General features: G+C 35.3%; 13 protein-coding genes. 7 read left to right on the top strand and 6 right to left on the bottom strand.

Annotation, left to right across the window (positions count from 1 at the left end):
- The first annotated feature begins 340 nt into the window (after positions 1-340).
- Positions 341-970 (top strand): DsbA family oxidoreductase, encoded by a 630-nt coding sequence (locus J7574_RS08955; RefSeq protein WP_290967211.1) that lies wholly within the window; start codon positions 341-343, stop codon positions 968-970.
- An 86-nt stretch (positions 971-1056) separates the two neighbouring features.
- Here J7574_RS08955 and J7574_RS08960 read toward each other — a convergent pair whose 3' ends face one another.
- Positions 1057-1185 (bottom strand): hypothetical protein, encoded by a 129-nt coding sequence (locus J7574_RS08960; protein WP_290967213.1) that lies wholly within the window; start codon positions 1183-1185, stop codon positions 1057-1059.
- Between the two features lie 225 nt (positions 1186-1410).
- Between J7574_RS08960 and J7574_RS08965 the strand changes: the two genes are divergently transcribed.
- The 6 genes from J7574_RS08965 to pdeM all read left to right on the top strand — a co-directional run bounded on the left by J7574_RS08965 (position 1411) and on the right by pdeM (position 7989).
- Positions 1411-1725: a hypothetical protein gene (locus J7574_RS08965; RefSeq protein WP_290967215.1), complete on the top strand. Its 315-nt coding sequence runs from the start codon at positions 1411-1413 to the stop codon at positions 1723-1725.
- Positions 1726-1746: 21 nt separating this feature from the next.
- Entirely contained in the window at positions 1747-2133 is a 387-nt protein-coding gene (locus J7574_RS08970) for a DUF202 domain-containing protein (RefSeq protein ID WP_290967216.1), read from the top strand.
- A 43-nt stretch (positions 2134-2176) separates the two neighbouring features.
- Positions 2177-3181 (top strand): ligase-associated DNA damage response exonuclease, encoded by a 1005-nt coding sequence (locus J7574_RS08975; RefSeq protein ID WP_290967219.1) that lies wholly within the window; start codon positions 2177-2179, stop codon positions 3179-3181.
- A 101-nt stretch (positions 3182-3282) separates the two neighbouring features.
- On the top strand, positions 3283-4884 hold the full coding sequence (locus J7574_RS08980; RefSeq protein ID WP_290967220.1) for an ATP-dependent DNA ligase: 1602 nt from the start codon (positions 3283-3285) through the stop codon (positions 4882-4884).
- Positions 4885-7344 (top strand): ligase-associated DNA damage response DEXH box helicase, encoded by a 2460-nt coding sequence (locus tag J7574_RS08985; protein WP_290967222.1) that lies wholly within the window; start codon positions 4885-4887, stop codon positions 7342-7344. It abuts the gene before it with no gap.
- Between the two features lie 6 nt (positions 7345-7350).
- Positions 7351-7989, top strand: coding sequence for a ligase-associated DNA damage response endonuclease PdeM (pdeM, locus tag J7574_RS08990; protein WP_290967224.1), 639 nt, complete (start codon positions 7351-7353; stop codon positions 7987-7989).
- Positions 7990-8543: 554 nt separating this feature from the next.
- Here pdeM and J7574_RS08995 read toward each other — a convergent pair.
- The 5 genes from J7574_RS08995 to J7574_RS09015 form a co-directional block, all read right to left on the bottom strand.
- A complete protein-coding gene (locus tag J7574_RS08995; RefSeq protein WP_290967226.1) occupies positions 8544-9671 on the bottom strand; it encodes an efflux RND transporter periplasmic adaptor subunit in 1128 nt (375 codons plus the stop codon).
- Position 9672: 1 nt separating this feature from the next.
- Positions 9673-14049, bottom strand: coding sequence for a CusA/CzcA family heavy metal efflux RND transporter (locus J7574_RS09000; RefSeq protein WP_290967228.1), 4377 nt, complete (start codon positions 14047-14049; stop codon positions 9673-9675).
- An 85-nt stretch (positions 14050-14134) separates the two neighbouring features.
- The gene (locus J7574_RS09005; protein ID WP_290967230.1) at positions 14135-14437 is read right to left on the bottom strand and encodes a hypothetical protein; all 303 of its coding nucleotides are present in this window, start codon (positions 14435-14437) and stop codon (positions 14135-14137) included.
- 266 nt (positions 14438-14703) lie between these two features.
- Positions 14704-15342, bottom strand: coding sequence for a porin family protein (locus J7574_RS09010; protein ID WP_290967232.1), 639 nt, complete (start codon positions 15340-15342; stop codon positions 14704-14706).
- A gap of 58 nt (positions 15343-15400) precedes the next feature.
- Complete coding sequence (locus tag J7574_RS09015; protein ID WP_290967233.1) at positions 15401-21535, bottom strand: M4 family metallopeptidase; 6135 nt, start codon at positions 21533-21535, stop codon at positions 15401-15403.
- Positions 21536-21587: the final 52 nt, after the last annotated feature.

The raw sequence follows: 21587 nt of genomic DNA on the forward strand, positions 1-21587 counted from the left end.
GTTACAGGGATATTTTTTAGTTTTAAATAAAAGATATATCATTGTAAAAAAAAAGATATCGCTATTAACCAACCATTTTTTATACCTAGAAACCGCAATTCCCATAAAGAGTTGCGGTTTTTTATTTAAACTCTTCTTTGTTGGTTTTGTTTCAAGTTTCAAGTTTCAAGTTGATATACTTTGTCTTGATTTTTTAACCGCAAAGACGCTAAGGTTTACGCAAAGTTCGCCAAGTTTTTTTCTTAAAACTTTGCGAACTTTGCGGTAAAAACTACACAAGCCATGAACTTGAAACTTGAAACAAAAATAACCTGAAACAAATTTTCCTTATCTTTACCATATGAAAATAGAAATTTGGTCGGACATCATGTGTCCGTTTTGTTATATCGGAAAAAGACAATTGGAAACTGCACTTTCAGTATTTCCTAATGATGAATTTGAAATTGAATGGAAAAGCTTTCAGCTTGATCCAACCATAACTTCTCAGCCTGATATGGACGTTTATACGTTTTTAGCAGAAAGAAAAGGCATGTCCATTGAGCAATCTAAAGAAATGCACAAAGGTGTCGCAGAACGCGCTAAAAGTGTTGGTTTAGATTATAATTTTGACAAAGCCGTCATCTCAAATTCTTTAAATGCGCATAGAATCATTCAATTGGCTAAAACTAAAAATATTGGCGATCGAATGGAAGAAATTTTCTTTAAAGCTTATTTTACTGACGGACAGGATTTAAACAATGGTCAAACCTTGATTAAATTAGGAATCCAAGCTGGTTTAGCTGAAAATGAAATTAGAGAGGTTTTAGAAAGCGACGATTTGTTTATTAAAGAAGTTCAGGCAGATATTAAAGAAGCGGCAGAAATTGGCGTACAAGGAGTTCCTTTCTTTGTTTTTGATCGTAAATATGCTGTTTCTGGCGCACAGCCAATTGAAACTTTTGTAAAAACAATTCAGGAAGTCTTAAAGTAAAACTAATCTTATAAAAATTTAAAAGCGTGCTGTTTATATTTAAACAGCACGCTTTTATTATTTAGTTCTATAAGAAACTAAAAAAATTAATGGCCTCTACCTTTTGAATCGTTAGATTTTGTAGTAGTGCTTTTTCCTCTTGAACCAGAAGTTGATTTTTGAGTTTTTCCAGAATCTTTTGTTCCAGATTTCGAATCTTTTCTTGAAGTTTCCATAATGTTATAATTTTTTAAATTATTAGTTATACAAATTTGCAAAATACGTAAGTGCTTATTTTACAGAATTATACTTGGGTTTTACAAAATGAGAAGCAGGTAAAAATAATCCAACAATTAAATCATGTAAGATTACAAGTAAATCCTATAATTTTTTTAAACGTCTAATTTTCAAATTTGTATGTATAACTTTTTGAATACTTACTAATTTAAAAAATAGCTGCCATGAGAAAAGATGCCAACAGCCGATACACTGCAAACTTAAATGATTTTAAATGCAGTAAACCTGATCATATTGATACTGCGCATGAAAATGAAGCAATGGACGACGAATTTACTTCGGGACAAAACCAAGACACGAATTACAGAAAACAATGTGATCATTTTTCTGATGATGCGTATGAAATCATAGAAAGCGGACTAAATCTAGCCGAAGATAATACTCCTTTTTCTTCACATGACGAGTCTAATCCGTATGACAGTTATAATTTGGATCATGAAGATGATAAATACAACTGTCCTCCGTATCGCAATTTTTAATATTAATAATTCGTAAAAACGATGTCGCCAAAAAATGATCAGGAAATTATGAACGAATACTTGTCTAACGAAAGAACTTTGTTAGCTTGGATTCGTACGGGGATTGGCATAATGGTTTTTGGTTTTGTTGCAGTCAAGTTTTCCTTGTTTTTAAAACAGCTTCCTGCTAAATATTTAGCAGAGACAGTGGCGCCAAATAGCAATTTTACAATATACTTAGGAATTGGATTATTGATTGCGGGAGCACTAACGATTTTGCTATCCTATTTACGTTACACTCATACTATCAAATTATTGAGAAAAGGAAAGTATCAATATTCAACAGCAATGCTTACCTTTATTACTATGATGCTTTTTGTGCTAAGTATTTCACTTATCGCCTATTTAATCATAGCGGCAAACGTATAAAAATAATTATCTAATTGCCACATTATCTAATTATGTAATTGAAATGAATCCACCATTATTACAATTTAACGATAAAGGAATTTACTGCCAGCAAGCCGATGTATATCTGGATCCTTGGCGGCCAGTAAAAAATGCGATAATTACACACGGACATTCCGATCATGCTCGATGGGGACACCAAAATTACATTACACATTATTCTAATATTCCAATTATAAAACATCGTTTGGGCGAAATGAATGTTTCGGGCAAAAATTGGAATGAAACTTTTACCATAAACGGCGTAAAATTCTCTTTTCATCCCGCAGGACATATTATAGGTTCTGCACAGATTAGAGTCGAATATAAAGGCGAGGTTTGGGTTTTTACTGGAGATTATAAAACAGAAGACGACGGCATCTCTGTTCCTTACGAAGTTGTAAAATGCCATTCGTTCATAACCGAATGTACTTTCGGACTTCCTGCTTTCAAATGGGAACCGCAAGCTGATGTTATGACCGATATAAACAATTGGTGGGCAGAAAATCGCGCAGAAGGCAAAACCTCAATCCTATTTGGTTATTCTTTAGGAAAAGCACAGCGATTACTCAAAAATCTAGATACCAGCATTGGGAAAATTTACACGCATGGAGCGATTGAAAATATGACCAATATTGTTCGTCCTCAAATCGATCTGCCGCAAACTACTAGAGTCACTTTAGAAACCAAAAAAGAAGATTTACTAGGCAATATAGTCATCGCACCACCAAGCGCGCATGGAAGTACATGGATTAGACGAATGACTCCTTTTGTAACAGGAACAGCAAGCGGATGGATGGCTTTTCGAGGCGCGAGACGCAGACGAGCTGTTGACCGCGGATTTGTTTTAAGTGATCATTGCGACTGGACAGGATTATTAGAAAGCATAAAAGCAACTGGAGCCGAAAAAGTCATCTGCACTCACGGATATTCAGATATATTCTCAAGATATTTAAGAGAATTAGGTTACGACGCCAGAACCGCCCACACACAATACGAAGGAGAAACGAATGATTCTGAAGAAGGTTAAAAAAGTTTCAAGTTTCATGTTTCATGTTCTAAAACCATCAACTATCAACTATCAACTATCAACTATCAACTATCAACTATCAACTATCAACTAAAAATCAAATGAAAAATTTTGCCGAGCTTATAAAAACCTTAGATAGTTCTAATAAAACATCGCTAAAAGTTGATGCGTTGACAAATTATTTCTTGAAAGCAAGCGACGAAGACAAAGTCTGGACGATTGCTATACTTTCGCATCGTCGCCCGCCCCGACCGGTTAACACGACTTTATTGCGTTTATGGGCAAATGAGCTGGCCGATATTCCGCTTTGGCTGTTTGAAGAAAGTTATCATATTGTTGGAGATTTGGCTGAAACCATTGCGCTTATAATTCCAACCACGAAAGAACATTCCGATAAAAGTCTGACCGAGTTTCTACAAGAAATTATCGCCTTAAAAAAGAAAACAGATTCAGAAAAAAAAGAATATTTACAGACCAATTGGCTGAATTTGAATTATTACGAAAGGTTTGTTTTCACTAAATTAATTACAGGAAGTTTCAGAATTGGTTTGAGTCAGAAACTCATGACACGAGCACTTTCTAAAGCTGAAAATATTGATGAAGACACATTGGCTTATAAACTAATGGGCGATTGGAATCCGAATACCGTTACGTTTCAGGAATTGATTTTGGACGAAAGAAGCAGCGACTATTTGTCGAAACCTTATCCGTTTTACTTAGCTTATCCGATAGAAAGCGAATTGGAAAATTTAGGAAATCCAGAAGATTGGAGCGCCGAACATAAATGGGACGGAATTCGTTCGCAAACTATTATCCGTGAAAACGAAATTTATGTCTGGAGCCGTGGCGAAGAATTAGTAACCGATAAATATCCAGAGTTCAATTCTTTCATAGGAGTCATTCCAAACGGAACTGTAATTGACGGCGAAATTCTTCCTTTTATAGACCATCAAATTGGCAGTTTTAATGATCTGCAAACCAGAATTGGACGCAAAAATGTCTCTGCTTCCGTTTTAAAAAATACTCCTGTAATCATTAAAGCTTACGATTTATTGGAATGGCAAGGAAATGATATTCGAAATCTGCCTTACGAAGAACGTCGTAAATTATTAGAACAATTATTCTTGGATATAAAAGAGCAAAATATTCCGCTACAGCTTTCTGAACGAATTAATTTTTCAAGTTGGGAAGAAATTACCAATGAAAGGTTAAGATCTCGAGAAATGAGAAGCGAAGGGCTGATGCTAAAGCGGAAAGATTCTCCTTATCTCGTTGGAAGAAAAAAAGGCGATTGGTGGAAATGGAAAATCGAACCTTTAGTAATTGATGCCGTCCTCACCTACGCTATGCGCGGCCACGGGCGACGATCTAATCTGTTTACCGATTATACTTTTGCCCTTTGGCAAGAAAATGAAAATAACGAACGTGAACTTGTCACTTTCGCGAAAGCGTATTCTGGCTTAACCGATGCAGAGTTTAGAATGGTCGATGATTGGATTAAGAAAAATACATTAGAGCGATTTGGCCCAGTTAGAAGTGTCACTCCGCAATTGGTTTTTGAAATTGGTTTTGAAGGAATTGCGCTTTCCAAAAGACATAAAAGCGGAGTTGCAACCCGTTTTCCACGAATTTTAAGATGGCGTCACGATAAAAAAATAGACGAAGCCAACTCCATAGAAGATTTAAAAAACATGATTTTATAAATGAACAGAGAGCAGTTATTTACAATCGCCAATAATTGGTTCACCAGTCAGGGATGGAAACCTTTTCCGTTTCAGACGCAAACGTGGACTGCTTTTCTGCAAGGCAAAAATGGTTTGCTAAATGCCCCAACAGGAAGTGGGAAAACCTATGCGCTTTGGCTTCCGATCATTTTAAATTATATCAAAGAAAATCCTAATTATAAAACTAAACACAATTCGGGTTTAAAAGCGATTTGGATTACACCGCTTCGTTCTTTATCGGTCGAAATCAAACAAGCAGCAGAACGCGTTTTAACCGATTTAGACATTCCTATGACCGTCGGGATTCGTTCTGGAGATACTTCTTCGGCAGAAAGAGCCAAACAAAAAAACAAAATGCCAGATCTGCTGATTACGACCCCAGAAAGTCTTCAATTACTTTTGGCAACCAAAGGTTATGCGAGTACGTTCAAAAACTGCAGTTCGATTGTAATCGATGAATGGCATGAACTTTTGGGGACTAAACGTGGCGTTCAAATTGAATTGGCGTTATCCCGATTAAAAACAATTACCAAAAACATGCGTATTTGGGGAATTTCAGCCACAATTGGAAATTTACAGCAAGCCCAGGAAGTTTTATTAGGCGTTGATTCTGAAGCCTTTCATAATTCTGTTTTAATAAAAGCTGTAATCAATAAAAAAATAAAAGTTGTTTCTATCATTCCTGAAAAAATGGATACTTATCCTTGGCGTGGGCACATGGGACTGCATTTAATTGATGAAGCCGCTAAAATTATAAAATCCAGCAAAACGACTTTAATTTTTACGAATGTTCGTTCTGCTTGCGAAATCTGGTATCAGCGATTATTGGAAAAATATCCTGAATTTGCAGGAGAAATGGCGATGCATCACGGAAGTATTGACCGAGAAACTAGAATTTGGGTAGAAAATGCCATTCGAAATGAAGAATTAAAAGTCGTGGTTTGCACTTCGAGTTTAGATTTGGGTGTTGACTTTGCTCCTGTCGAATCGATTATTCAAGTCGGCGGACCAAAAGGTGTTGCACGCTTTATGCAACGCGCTGGACGAAGCGGACATCAGCCAGGAAAAGAAAGTGTTATTTATTTTCTAGCCACTCACGCTATCGAACTTATCGAGGCTTCTGCTTTAAAAAAAGCGGTTGAAAATAGCGTTATCGAAGATCGAGTTCCGTATTTAAACAGCTGGGATGTTTTGGTTCAGTATCTCAATACTTTAGCCGTTTCTGATGGATTTTATCCAAACGAAATTTTCAAAGAAATTCAAGGCACCTTTAGCTATCAAACTATTTCAGCAGAAAATTGGAATTGGATTTTAAACTTCATTACGCAAGGCAGTCAAAGTCTTCATGCTTATGACGAATTCAAAAAAGTAGAAATCGACGAAAACGGCTGTTACAAAATCAACAGCCGAATGATTGCCATGCACCATAGAATGCAGATTGGAACGATTGTGGGAGATGCCGTTATGAATGTAAAGTACGTGAGTGGTGGCTATATTGGAACGATTGAAGAATGGTTTATTTCGAAATTAAAGCCAGGCGATACTTTTATTTTCGCAGGAAAAAAACTCGAATTGTTCAAAATCAGGAATATGCAGGTTTTGGTTAAGAAAGCGAGTCCGAAGAAAGAATCTAAAATTGCAAGCTGGATGGGCGGACGTTTGGCACTTTCTTCTCAAATGAGTGAATTGCTTCGAAAAGAATTGTATCGTGCAAATACAGATAATCTTTCTCCAGAGTTAAAAGCTTTACAACCCTTATTTCAAAGGCAAAGAAAAGAATCTATTGTCCCGAGTTCTGATGAATTTCTAATTGAGACTTTTAAAACCCGAGAAGGATTTCACGCTATTTTTTATCCTTTTGAAGGCCGTTTTGTGCATGAAGCCTTAGCTAGTTTATTGGCTTTCAGAATTAGTTTATTGCAATCGATCACTTTTTCCTTGGCGTATAATGATTACGGTTTCGAATTGCTTTCCGATCAGGAAATTGATATTGAGGCAGTTTTAGACAATAATTTATTTTCAACGGAATATGTTCATCATGATTTACAGAAAAGTCTAAATTCGACCGAAATGGCAAGAAGAAAGTTTAGAGATATTGCTGTAATTTCGGGATTGGTTTTTACAGGTTTTCCAGGAAAAATGGTCAAAACGAAACATCTTCAAAGCGGTTCTCAATTGTTATTTGAAGTTTTTAGAGATTTTGAGCCCGATAATTTATTATTGCATCAAGCTTATCGCGAAACATTCGAACATCAATTGGAAGAAGGACGTTTGATTTTGGCTTTGGAAAGAATTGCTCATCAGAAAATTATATGGAAACAATGTTTAAAACCAACTCCCTTTAGTTTTCCGATCATTACTGATCGATTGCGAGAGAAGCTTTCGAGTGAAACTTTGGCTGAAAGGATTCAGAAAATGACTGCTTCTTATATGAAATAACAGCTTATGAAAATTCAAATACAAGACGAAAACTTTATACTTCATCCAAGCGGAGCTGTTTTTTGGGAATCTAAAAAAATCATCATTATTTCTGATGTGCATTTAGGAAAAGTGACTCACTTTAGAAAACACGGAATCGCCATTCCACAAAGTGCGGTTTCAGAAAACTTTAATAAAATCACAGCTGTTTTGGATGAATTTATGCCTGAGAAAATCATTTTTCTCGGCGATTTATTTCATAGTTCGAAAAACGCAGAATGGGATATATTTGAAGAATGGATTTCAAACCACAATCAAGAGACTTATTTAGTTGCAGGAAATCATGATATAATTGATCAGAAACATTATTACGAAATCGGTGTTCTTGTTGTCGATGCTTTAGAAATTGATGGTTTCTTCTTCACGCATCATCCAACAGAAAAATACAATTCTTTCAACTTTTCCGGACATATTCATCCCGGAATCACCTTGCGCGGATTAGGAATGCAAAGCTTAAAATTGCGCTGTTTCTTTCATAGACCGAATCAAATGATTCTTCCTGCTTTTGGAGAATTTACTGGAAAATTTATCTTGAAACCTGAAGAAAATCATCTTGTTTATGCGATTGCGGGAAATGAAGTTGTTTTGATAAATAAAAACAATTAAAAACACCTATTCGATTCGATTACATTTTATTAAGGTTTATTATTTAAAGTTTTTATTAGCTATCTAAAAATATATTTCGCTAGGAATATCTGGTCGGTAAAGAAAAAAAAATGTGCAGTGGCAATGTGTCCTGTAGGGACACCTGATCATGTCTAATCGCAAATCTAAGCCGTAAATCAAACGTTCCTCTGGAACATAACGTATCAATCTAATTTTTTGGGTCTACCGACCAAACGATCCTACGGAACATAGATTTAATTTCTCTTATAACCAAAACCCGACAGGTTTTAAAAACCTGTCGGGTTTAGCAGACTATTACGTTATATTTGAATTGCCTCCTGCTTTAGCTGGAGGTTATATGATTGTCGCTCAAAAAGGCTTTAGCCAAATCGCAATTTTGGCTAAAGCCTTTAGTAATTTAATTTTAAATCCTCCAGCTAAAGCAGGAGGCAATTCAAGTCTAAAAAGCATATTAAAATTAGAAACCAATAAAAATTAAAAACCCAGTAAAACTAAATTTACTGGGTTGCTTTTATTCTATAATGAAAAAATTGCTATTCATCATTATTCATAGCCGACATCAAAAGCGTGTAAGCATTTTTGACAATCACTTTTGAAGAACTTGAAATTGCATCGGAAACGATTTGAGAATAACCTTCATTATTCACACCAGATTTTACTTCATTCATCTGGAATTGATTGTTTCCAAGATCTGTAAATACATAAAATTTACCTTCCCAACGTACAACTGCATCTTCTGGAACTGTTAATGCTTTTTGATTTTCGATTTCAACTTCAGCATTTACAAATAAACCTGGCAGTAAAGCAGAATTATAGGAATTCAGTTTGCAAATGATTTCCGCGGCACGATCACCATTTAAACTTTGATTGATAAAAGCAATTTTGGCCGCATATTTTTTAGCATCCGAGGCATTGGTGTAAGCCATAACCGTTTGTCCAATAGAAAGCGAAGCCACATCTTTTTCGAACGCGTTTAAAGTCAGAACGATATCTTTTTTATCAATCAATTCAAAAAGCATATCCGTCGGATTTACATATTTTCCGATGTTGATGTTTACTTTCGAAACCAAACCATTTATTGGAGAAACCACCTTTATGGTTTTACTAATGTTTCCTACATTCAACGTTTTGGCATTAATACCTAATAAGTTTAATTTTTGTTCTAATGAAGACATTATAATACGTTCTGTTCTCATTTCGGTTGTAATCTGTTCCAAAACCTTATCACTTGCTGCTTTGTTCAAATTAAGTTCCTTTTGTCTTCTGTGTTCATTTTGAGCCAATTCAAACTTTTCTTTAGCCATTAAGTAATTTTGCTGCAACTCAATAAACTGCATATCTTCTAAAACAGCCAAAACTTGTCCTTTCTGCACATTCATTCCCGCAATTAGATTGGTGCTCTTTACATAACCTCCCAACGGAATACTGATGCTGATTACACTTTTTGGCGGAACTGTTACTGTACCTTGAAGCTGTAAAATCTCTTTTACATTTCGCACCGTTGGATTACCCGATACCACACCAGCATTTTTAACCTGTTCGGGACTAAGTTTAATTATATGAATACTTTTAGTCTCATCCGTTTTATTTTCTTCGTTTTTCTTATTCCCACAGGAAATTAAAAACATAGCGCTAATGCACGCTGCAATATATTTTTTCATTTTAAATATTGTTAAGATTTTGCAGTGTCACAACTGCTTTGTTATAAGCATTAAGCGCATCTAAATATTCACTTTTGATTGTAATAGCCTGATTGACTACCAAAACCCATTGCAGATAATCGATATCTCCGTTTTGCAGCTGACTGCTTGAAGCTTCGATAATCGTTTGCGCATTTTTTAATCCGTCAGTTTCATAATACTGTAAACTTTCTTGATATTTTTTCAGCTCGCGATCTGCGTTTTCAATGTTCGTTTTTACTTCAATTTTAGCAGCTTCAGAAAGCTCCACAAAGCTTTCGTATTCTGCTTTTGCCGCTCTCTTTCGTTCGGATTGGCTAGTAAAGAATATCGGAATTGAAAGTCCTGCATTTACATAATTAAATCTTTGTCCACTACCATAATAAACTTCTTGACCTGAAGTGTTAGTTTGACTTTCTATAATGCTCAAATTATTGTATCCTAAAGTAATTTCAGGAAGCAATTTAGCGCCTTCTGTTTTCCATCTGTACTTGGCCGCTTCCGACTCAAACTGCGAACGCTGCACTGCTGGAAGATTTTCTGCTTTTAGGTTTTCAATAGACGAACGAATTAAAACGGCTTTCAAATTCATTTTCTTCGGAGTGTGTTCTACTTTATCCTGAAGAATAGCATTAAACGAATTCAACGCAATTTCGATATCACGATTTACCATCACCAATTGATTGCTATAGAATTGTCTCGCAGATTGTGAAGCGCTCTTTTCTAAAACATTAGCTTCTCCGGCTTTAAACCTTAAATCTGATTTTTTTTCCATAATTCTGTAGATAGAATCAGCATAAACGAGAAGTTCTTTTTTGCTATTCAACCACAAATAATCGTAGTAGATATTGCGAACACGCGTTTTTATTTCTTGCGAAGTCAATTGCACTTCAGCTTTTGCTTTATTGAAATCGGCTTTTAAAGCTTTTTTCTGATTGCTATATACAGTCGGAAAAGCAAAAGTCTGGCTGATTCCAAATCGTGTGTCATTCTGCGCGCTATTAAACTGTCCGTAATCGGCATCTATTTGAGTTTGCGGAATATTGTAAGCCGTTTTCTGCAAATAACTTTTCGATTGTTCGTTCAGTTTAGCCGATTTAACTATTCGGTTATTTTGAATCGCAATTGAAATAGATTCGTCAAGCGAAATTGGTAATTCTTGCGCTTTTGCCATATTACCAATAAAAAGAACACTCAACAAAATGGTTAGATTATTCATGTGCTTTTTATTTTTTTTAGTGAAAACTTTAGTGTGATACGTCATTAAATAAATCGCTGGAAGCACGAAAAGCGTTAGAAGAGTCGCTGTTACTAATCCACCAATAACTACTGTTGCTAAAGGACGTTGCACCTCTGCACCTGCACCATTACTTAAAGCCATAGGAAGGAAACCTAAAGATGCCACAGCCGCCGTCATTAATACGGGACGCAACCTGTTTTTGGTTCCTAATAAAATAATTTGGAAAGGATCTGTAATTTCTCCTTGTTTCTGAATTCGATTGAACTCGGAGATTAAAACAATTCCGTTTAAAACTGCGACACCAAACAGGGCAATAAATCCGACTCCGGCAGAAATGCTAAAAGGCATATCTCTTAACATTAAAGCAAAAACTCCTCCGATAGCTGATAACGGAATCGCTGTAAAAATGATAATTCCTTCTTTAAAAGATCGGAAAGCAAAATACAGTAAAGCGAAAATCATTAATAAAGCCGCAGGAACCGCAACTCCTAATCTTGCTTTTGCCTGCTGAAGGTTTTCGAAAGCGCCTCCGTAAGTCACATAATAACCTGGATCAAATTTAATCTGCTGATTTACTTTTTGTTGCAATTCTTGTACAATTGACTGAACGTCTCTTCCACGAACATTAAATCCGACGATGATTCTTCTTTTGGCATTTTCACGCTGAATCTGATTTGGACCTTCTATTTCTTCAACACTTGCCACTTGATAAAGCGGAATCTGCATTCCTGAAGGTGTTGCAATCAAAAGATTTCTAACATCTTCTATTCCTTTTCGTCCACTATCTTCTACACGAACAACCATATCAAAACGTTTTTCTCCTTCATAAATACTTCCAGCAACTGCTCCTGCAAATGCAGCATTAATGGTTCTATTGATATCCACAACACGAAGTCCGTATTTAGCCATTTCTGCCCAGTTGTAATCAATTACGATTTGTGGCATTCCAGTAACTTTTTCTACGTATAAATCGGCAGCGCCTTCAACTGTTTTACTGATTGCTCCCAGTTTTTCAGCATATTCGGAAAGTTTTTGAAGATCTTCTCCGTAAATTTTGCAAACCAAATCCTGTTTTGCTCCCGTCATTAATTCGTTAAAACGCATCTGAACAGGAAACTGAAATCCAGTTGTGACTCCAGGTGCAATTCGTTTCACGGTTTTCGTCATTTTATCAGCGAGTTCAGGAAACGAGGAGGCACTTGTCCATTCTGATTTGTCTTTCAAAACAATAATCATATCTCCACCCTCAATAGGCATCGGGTCGGTTGGAATTTCAGCACTTCCAATTCTAGAAACGACTTGTTCTACTTCTGGATATTCTTTCTTTAATTCTGCTGAAATTTTCTCAATTGTTTTGGTTGTAGTAGAAAGATTTGTTCCTAACAATAATCGAGTTTCAACAGCAAAATCTCCTTCTTCCAATTGCGGAATAAACTCTCCTCCCATTCGTCCGAACAAAACAACCGCGATTCCGAAAAGTACAAATGCTGCTGCAACAATTGCTTTTCTAACGCCTAAAGCTTTTGTTAGCCAGCCTTCATAAGCATTTTCTAACTTTTCCATTATGCGATCAGAAAGATTCTTTTTATGGCTGATTTTTTTGCTTAAAAACAAAGCGCTAACCATTGGCACATAAGTCAATGATAAAATGAAAGCTCCCAAAATGGCAAAGGCAACGGTCTGCGCCATTGGTTTGAACATTTTTCCTTCAATTCCTTGTAAAGAAAGAATTGGCAAATACACAATCAGAATAATGATTTGTCCAAAAACGGCTGCATTCATCATACGCGCCGCCGAACCTGTGACTTCTTTATCCATCTCGTCTTGCGAAATCGAATCTATAGCCTGATATTTTTTAGAACTGTGAAGATGATGCAGAATGGCTTCTACAATAATTACAGCTCCATCTACAATCAATCCGAAATCTAATGCTCCCAAACTCATTAAATTGCCGCTTACGCCAAAAGTATTCATCATAATAATGGCAAAAAGCATAGCCAATGGAATTACTGAAGCTACAATAAAACCAGCTCTAAGATTTCCTAAAAACAAAACCAGAATAAGAACCACAATTAAAGCACCTTCAATTAAGTTTTTTTCAACTGTTCCAATGGCGTTATCCACCATTTTGGTCCTGTCTAAGAAAGGCTCAATTTTTAATCCTTCGGGGAGAATCTTTTCGATTTGAGCAATTTTGTCTTTTACATTGACGATAACATTGTTGGCGTTTTCACCTTTCAACATCATTACAATTCCACCAACCGATTCTCCGTATTCATCAGTTGTTAAAGCACCGTAACGAATTGCTGAAGAAATCTTAACATCAGCAACGTCTTTCACTAGAATCGGAAGCCCGCCTTGTGTACTTTTAACTACAATGTTTTCAATATCTTTAATGCTTTTAGCTAAACCAGTACTTCTAATATAAGAAACGGTTGGCCCTTTCTCAATATAAGCGCCTCCCGTGTTTTCGTTACTGCTATTTAAAGCCGTAAAAACTTCACTAATGGTTAAATTTTGAGCTTTTAATCGGGTTGGATTAACAGCGATTTCATACTGTTTTAATTTGCCTCCAAAAGTAGAAACATCGGCAATTCCTTGCGTACCGAGAAGCTGTCTTCTAATCGTCCAATCCTGAATGGTTCGTAAATCTTCTAAAGAATATTTTTCTTCGTAACCTGGCTTTGGCTTTAAAACATACTGGTAAATTTCTCCCAAACCAGTTGTCACTGGCGCCATTTCAGGCCTATTGGCATTTCGGTCTATTTCTACCTGCTGGAGTCTTTCTGCTATTTGCTGACGCGCCCAATACACATCGGCATCATCTTCAAAAACTACACTTACAAGCGAAAGTCCGAAACGGGAAATACTTCTGCTTTCTTTTAAATTTGGAATATTACTGATCGCTTGTTCGATCGGGAAAGTAATTAACCTTTCTACATCTTCTGCGCCAAGCGAAGGAGCAGTTGTGATAATTTGCACCTGATTATTAGTGATGTCGGGCACAGCATCAATTGGCAATTGGGTAACCTCATACACACCATAGACAATCCAAAGCAGTGTAAAGATTCCAATTGCCAGTTTGTTCTTAACTGAGAACTGAATTACTTTATTAAGCATAATTTCTTTTTTTGAGAAATAATAAAATGCAATACTCACGCAGTTTAAAACAGCATGGCATTGTTATACTTTCAATAAAAAAGAATTATGCAATTGGAGGTCTGAACAGACTTCCTAAATAGGGATTGATATGAAGATTTCGTTTATAATTGTTTATAAACGCCGAATCTGAAGGGATAATGTGTAATGAAGAAGTATAAATACGACTAGGAATAAAAACAAGATGTTGTGAATGTGGATCGACTTTTTTGAATGGAAGCTGCATATCTCGTTCATCATCGTTGTCATTAATGTCTTGTCCTAGGTAATGCATCGCTATAAAATCAGTGAAAGCCAGTCCATTTGATCTTTGCTGATGCTCCATATAATGCTGTACAAGTACTGGCACTTTTGATAACTGCCCAAAAAAGCAATTATTAAAGTTGATTAAAAGGATTAATATGTACAGGGAAATTTTTCGCACAGTACAAAAATATTAAGATTGACCTTTTGCGACAAACCTTATTTGTTAAATATTATCATAAGACCGCTTTTTTTGTCTGTAAAACTTACTGTAAGTTTCTTAAAAAACAAAAATTACAACTATAATTTTAATAAAAAACCACTCTTTTAAAGAGTGGTTCTTGATTTGATATGAAGCTCTACAAATTTAATTCAAAAAAAATAGCCAACCGTTATTTGGAAAACTCTATTCTTCATATCATTATGGATAATATAAGTATCATTCGGATCTTTAAAAACATTAGAATAAGAGATATTATATCTTGCATCGGCATAAAATTTATTCTTAAACTGATATCCTAATCCCAGATTTATCGAAGTGTCCACTCCATTTGAATACTCAGATAAATTATAGTTTTCATGGTTCTCATAACCTAAAAAATTGTCTTGAGATTTGTTATTGGCTTTTAGGAGTATTCCTATTTGCGGTCCAGCTTGCAGACTCAAACCGTTCGCTACGTAATACTTGAGCATTACCGGAATATTCAAATAATTTAAGCTTATAGTGCTTCTGTAATTTGAATTGGTTACTTCCGGATCAGAGAAAGTCATTTTAACTCCCTGCTGACTGTATAAGATTTCAGGTTGAATTGACAATTTTTTCGCCAACGGAATTTCAGCCATAAGTCCAGCTGTAAAACCGTATTTTGCAGATGAATTCAATTCGCTTTCATCAAATGTCAAACTCGAGATATTTACACCTCCTTTTACACCAAGCTTTACCTTTTCAGACTGAGCCAAAATGGTGGCACCAGAAAATAGTGCACAAAAAATTAATATGGATTTTTTCATTTGTATTGATTTTAAAATGGTAACTCTAAAAATTAGAGTTACCTATTTTGTCTATTTTTTAATTCTTGATTATCTTGGTTGTATATTTCTTGTTCTGCAGTACACATTCCAAAATATAAACTCCTTTAATTAATCCGCTTACATTTATGTTTGTTGGAAAAGCGTTAAAAGACTTACTCCAAACCTCTTTACCATCCATTGCATAAATCTTAATTTGCGTTCCTCCTTCTACTCGATCAGCCAGAAAAAGGTTTACATTATCAACTATCGGATTTGGAAAAACTCTAAAGGCATTTGTAATTTTTCCGATAAGCATACCTCTAGAATCGAATAATTCTGACATATTACTACATCCGCCTTCATTAGTTGTCTGCAGACTATAATTTCCTTCCCAAATTGTTATAATCGATTTTTCATTTGCATTTGGAATTGGCCTTTCGTTTAAAAACCATTGGTACGAAGTTGCTTCAATTGAAGCTGTAAGCTTTTTATCGCCCGTAACTTTGATTTCTGGCACTTTGTTTTCTAGTATAGAAATTTTTGTGCTGAATGTTTTTCCAATGCCATTTTCATTATAAACAGTTACATAGTATTCGCCATTTTCTTTAGTTACAAATGTTGGATCTGTAGAACCGTCAAACCATACATAAGAGGCATAATTTCCTGGGTTTAAAACTACTTCTGGTCCGCATACATTTCCGCTTGGCAATTCTGAAACAAAAGTGCTGAAAACAGCCTTTACCGTTTCTGTAAGTGTACAGCCATTTTTCAATACTGCCGTTACCGTGTAGTTTCCGGGCTCGCGGATTTCAATATTATTAGAAACTTCACCAGTATTCCATTTGTATGAAGCGACGTCTAATTTTCTAAAATTAAAATTGGTTGCCGCATCAACATACAAGCTTGTGCCTTGGTACCCATAAACTGCAGGATTATCAAATATTCTAAAATCGGATCCAACATTTTGATAGGTGTAATTTTTCACTTCATTGTTAGACGGAACCACGTCATTCTCTAATTTTGCAATAAGATTATAAACATGAGAATCTCCAGACTGGTCTTGTTTAGGCTGCTTTTTGAAGGTATATTCTATATTTCCTCCAACTGGTATTTCATTTTCAACTACTTCTGATATAGTTTCCTTTGTGTTTGTATACTCTAAATTTACCTGAACTGCATTTGCTACTATTGCAACTTGACCTTCATTAATTAATTTCACTTTTACCTGATCTCCACCACAAACATCTTTTGGCGATAAAAGCTGTAATGAAACATCTAAAATAGGTGCATTTATTACTTTTAAATCATCAAAAATCATATAAGAGAAACCTCCTGCTTTAGCATGTCTGAATCTCAGCATAACAGATTTTCCAGCATACTCTTTTATGTTTATTGTTCCTTTCTGCCAATTTGTATCGCCATAAGTACCTTGTTTAGAATCTCTCCACAATTCTTTCCACTCTCCTCCCAATGTTTTAATATCGATAATAAAGGCATTTAGATAATTGCTTTGAAGAGCATAAAAGAACTCTAAAGCGGCTGCCTTATCAGATAATTTATAAACAGGAGAAATTAATTCTCCGTATCGAGCATAACCTTCTAACTGATTGTAAAGCATTTTTGCAGCTACATCGCCTGTATGGTCTTTTTTAGGAAAAGATAAATAGATGTTATCTGGCGCCACAACATTTCTCCAAGGATAATTTTCATCGCTTTGGTTAGATGTGTAGCCATTCGATCCGAAAAGCGAACCTTGCGCTACATTCGAAAAATTTTCAATATCTAATGTAGGCGCATTAGCAATAACTTCAAAAGCTCCTTTAAGATTTTGTGCTTCTGATTTCGGTTGCCCTTCTGAGGTAACTTTTACATTAATTTCATATTTCCCAACAGGAAGGTGCGGAATGCCATCTATTTTATAAACCAAAGTCTGATACACCAACAGCTCCCCTTCTTTTTCCAGAACAATAGGTTCTCCAATTGGATTTCCATTTTGCGTGATTTGATATTCTATGTTGATTTTATTGGTGGAATTGTAAAATATATTTTTTACACTGATAAAAAATTCATGCGATGTTGCATCTTCATAAACTTTTTCAGGAACACTTAAGTTAGACAGTTCTAAACGATCTTTAACTTCTTTGATTCTAATATTATCAACTGCAAAACCATTCGCAAAAAGTCCGTTATCATTGTGCTGAAAAGCTACCTGAACGCAAGATTTTCCTGCATAGGCACTTAAATCAACATAATATTCGAACCATCTGCTCAAATAAGGCATCTTAAATTTAGTTTCCCAAGTTACGCCTCCATCAGTACTTATTTTCACAAAACCGTCAGAAAGTCCTTGACTATCACCAAAACCATCAAATGTTAAATGCGCCGTTTTATAATTGCTTAAATCAAAAACGGGTGAAATCAACATATCGTTAGACGCATCGCAATTGCATTTATCATCATTGCTAGCCATAAAATGTGTATGCTCGCTCACAGGCCAGCCTGGTGAACGCAATTCATCACTTGTTCCGTGCTGCCAACCTGTACTATTTTTATTTTCAGAAGTTCGCCATCCTTTGTACTTTGTATCGTCTTCAAAATCCATAGTATAAGGAAGTACAGATACTTTCATATCTTCATTTTTCCAATTGTCATAACCAAATGCAAAACTGTTGTTTTTTGGTTTGGCTTCTTTAGTAATGTCTTCTGGAAATACAGAAACTATTATAGTGTTTGCGCCAATACTCTTTAAATCAATATTAGAAATTGAATAACTTATCGTATCCTTAAACTTAGCAAATGCTAAAGTTGTTTTTTCACTTTTAGAAAAAACTTCCTTGTTCATGCTGTCAAGAATTTTTAATTCAACTACCACATTTTGATTTTGGGTGATAAAATTATTTGTGATTTTTGTATTTATTGTAACTCTATTATTGTCAATTGTACATTTTCCTGCATCCAATGATGCTGTTAGAACTTCTAAGTCAAATGGAGCATCACTTACCATAATATTATCTATTACTGCTCCAATATAACCGTACTCGACCTTGTCGGTCAATACACGAAAACGAATAGCTGCTTTTTTCCCTTTTAGTTCATTTAGGCGTATCTGATAAGGATCTTTGCTATAAAGAGTATTAACTCCTGTAAACCAAGGTCCTTGGGCTAAATCATTAGTGTGAACTGTTTCAGAATAATTAACATCAGCTGCTTTTTTCCAATTTTGGCCATTTTCATCTGAATATTCTATAATTAATCCCTCTGCACCTTTTGCAAACAGATAAGCCATATCAAATTCAATATATGGAGAGACAACATTAGAGAAATCAAATATTGGCGATTCTAATGTAAAATCTGAATTTGCAGGGAGTTTTTGTGAAATGCTTAAATCAACATCAACCCAAGCATATTTCGATTTTAAATCTCGAAATGATACTGAAGAAGGTTGCCATTTAAATTTTTGATTTCCTTTTAATGCATTAGAATACCAGCCACCTGGTGTTATTTCAAAATCCTGATTGTATGGAAATTGATTTACCACGCCACTGTAAACGGCACTTATTGCGTTATTGTTTGCTGTAACGACGTCTTGATTGTACACAACAAAACACTCGTAAGTATGCAATCCCTGTGCAGATAAATCGATGTTCGCATTAAATGGAATTGTCATTTCTGAATTCTTCTTAAAAGCAGTTTCTAAAGTAATATCTTTCCAAACAGTTTGACTTCCGTCCGATTTGTTTAAGTACCCAATTTTTAACTGTGCTCCTGCTGGAATATCTATACAGCCTAGATTATATAGATTTATGGCTAGCGGGTGATTCGCTGATAAAATCTGACCTGTATATACTGGAAAATTTAGTCCAACAGCTGTTATGTCATAATCTTTTTGAGAAGGCTTCACCAAAAGGCTCGTAATAAACGAAGTGCCGTCTTTTGTGCCAAATGCTTGAATTGGTTTAAAATCAAATTTCACCTCTACAAAAGTTGGAGCGGTCAAACTTTGATTATAAACTATATTATCTTGAATCTTAATTATCGATTCTTCTCCTACGGCAAGGTCTTTCGTAAATTTTAATGAGCCATCATGAGTGTAAAGAGTGCTATATCGGCCACCAAACCCTTCAATCATTGATCGCAATTTATAATTCAAAATCTCATCAGCTTTGATAATAGCACTTCCTGTATTTTTTACTTTTACATAAAAAGGCTCATTTCCATTTAAAGAACCGCATTCGACTGTTGGATTTTCAATAGAAACAATCGAGATTTGCTTATCTGAAAAAGAGGAGCCAACTCCAATTGCATACCAAGCATTGGTTACTTGTTTATACTCTTCAGAATTTAATCCATATAAATCCTCGACGGCCATCAGAGATGCTTGGCGCATGGCATAAAAATTTGAGGATGGTGATAAATATTCTGTAAGCGTCAGATAAGCAATTTTTTCGGCTTTGGCCAAACCAATTGGTTTAACATCATAGCTTTGATTGTTATCATTTGTTCCTTTTCCTCCTTCGCATAAAAGGTAAAACCAATAATTGGTAATGCCACTATTAATATGCACTCCACCATTATCAAACGTAAGAACTGTTGGATTTGCCCAATTTTTTCCGCCATAAGTGTCTGGCTGGTTTTGTGCTTTCGGATTGGCCATATTACGCATGCTCCCATGTTTGTACAATTCATCTCCTAAAAGCCAGATCTTTTCTTTCGAATCTTTTCCAACATAAAACTCTGTAGAAATACCAAATATGTCACTAAATGACTCATTCATAGCGCCAGATTCTCCTCTATAAATTAATCCGGCAGAGAATTGCGTTACAGCGTGAGTAAGCTCATGTGCTGTAATACCTAAGCCTACATAAGGCGCATTATCGACACCATCTCCAAATTGAGCCCATCCTCCTGTCCAAGATGCATTGTCTACGTTTTTACCTAAATGTGCCAAGCCAAAAACAGTCATTCCTTTATTGTCGACACTGTTTCGATTGAATTTTTCGGCAAAATAATCTATGGTTTTCTGCATTCCCCAATGAATATCAATGGCTACTTCATCATGGTCTTTATTATGAAGCTCGTTCCAAACATTATCTTCATCTACAAATTCTGTGATTATTTCGTCAGATGGAGAATTGTAATGGTTCATATTTAAAGTATAAATTGGCACTCCAAATTTTCCCTGATCAGCCTCAAGTTTGAAACCATCTGCATATTGTTTGGTATTAAAAGTAACATCTCCAGAATATCTCGATTTCCCGCTGCCTAATCTTTGCGTGTTGCCTTCAATTCTATCTGACTTTACATGAACATCTCGATTTAAGTCTATTGTCAAAATTATTCTTCCTGTATTGGCATCGACATAAATCGTTTGGCTAGATTGTGGATTGATTGCAAAAACATCAAATTTCCAAGCCAATAAATATTCTTTTAGCTCCGAAGAAAAATTAGGTCCAACATATACTAGCTCTCCTTTTGGTTTCCCGCTTATCTTTTTGTTTACTAAAGCGCTTATTTTTTTACTTTCCCATACATACTCTTTTGCATTTACCGATTTAAGCGCATTTTCTAATGCCGCATTTTCATTTACTTTGTAAGTACTAGCAGCAGTAATTTTCTTGCTTGTTTGACCAAATGCATCAATTTTTGTTTTATTTTCCCTAACCTTAAAAATAGCTCCTTCAACCGGAATTGAATTATGCAATTGCTGATAAGTTACTAAGATTCTGCCGTGATTTTCAGATATAGATTTTAGCTCCATTTGATCTGATTTAGACAACTCAAAATCAGCTTTTTTAACTTCAAAAATATTCTTTGCTGTCAAATTTGCCGATTTTGCAAAAGATCTCACTTTTGTAGAATCCTGAGTCTTTTTTTCTTCACTCAAATTTTGTCCTAAAATTTTCTGGCTTTCAGCTATCTGTCTTTTAATTGACTCGCTTTCTTCCTGAGAAAGTTCTATTCCTTTAGTTTCTTCTCTTTTTCCAAAAAGAGCATTCGCTGTGTCATCCTGCTTCGAACTATTGTTCTTTTTAAAAATCGGATCTGCAGTCTGATTTTTAGAAGGATTACCTACTGCTGTCGGTACATTGGTATTTTGTATTTTTTGAAAGGGCGATTGTGCCAGTCCTATGGAACAAACAAAGAATCCCAGTAAAAAATATAAATACCTCGCTTTGAAGTAAATCTGGTTCATTTTTCTGAATTTTAAAATTAATATTAAAGTTTACTTGGTACTTAATAGTATG

Source organism: Flavobacterium sp. (assembly GCF_017744675.1).
GTDB lineage: Bacteria > Bacteroidota > Bacteroidia > Flavobacteriales > Flavobacteriaceae > Flavobacterium.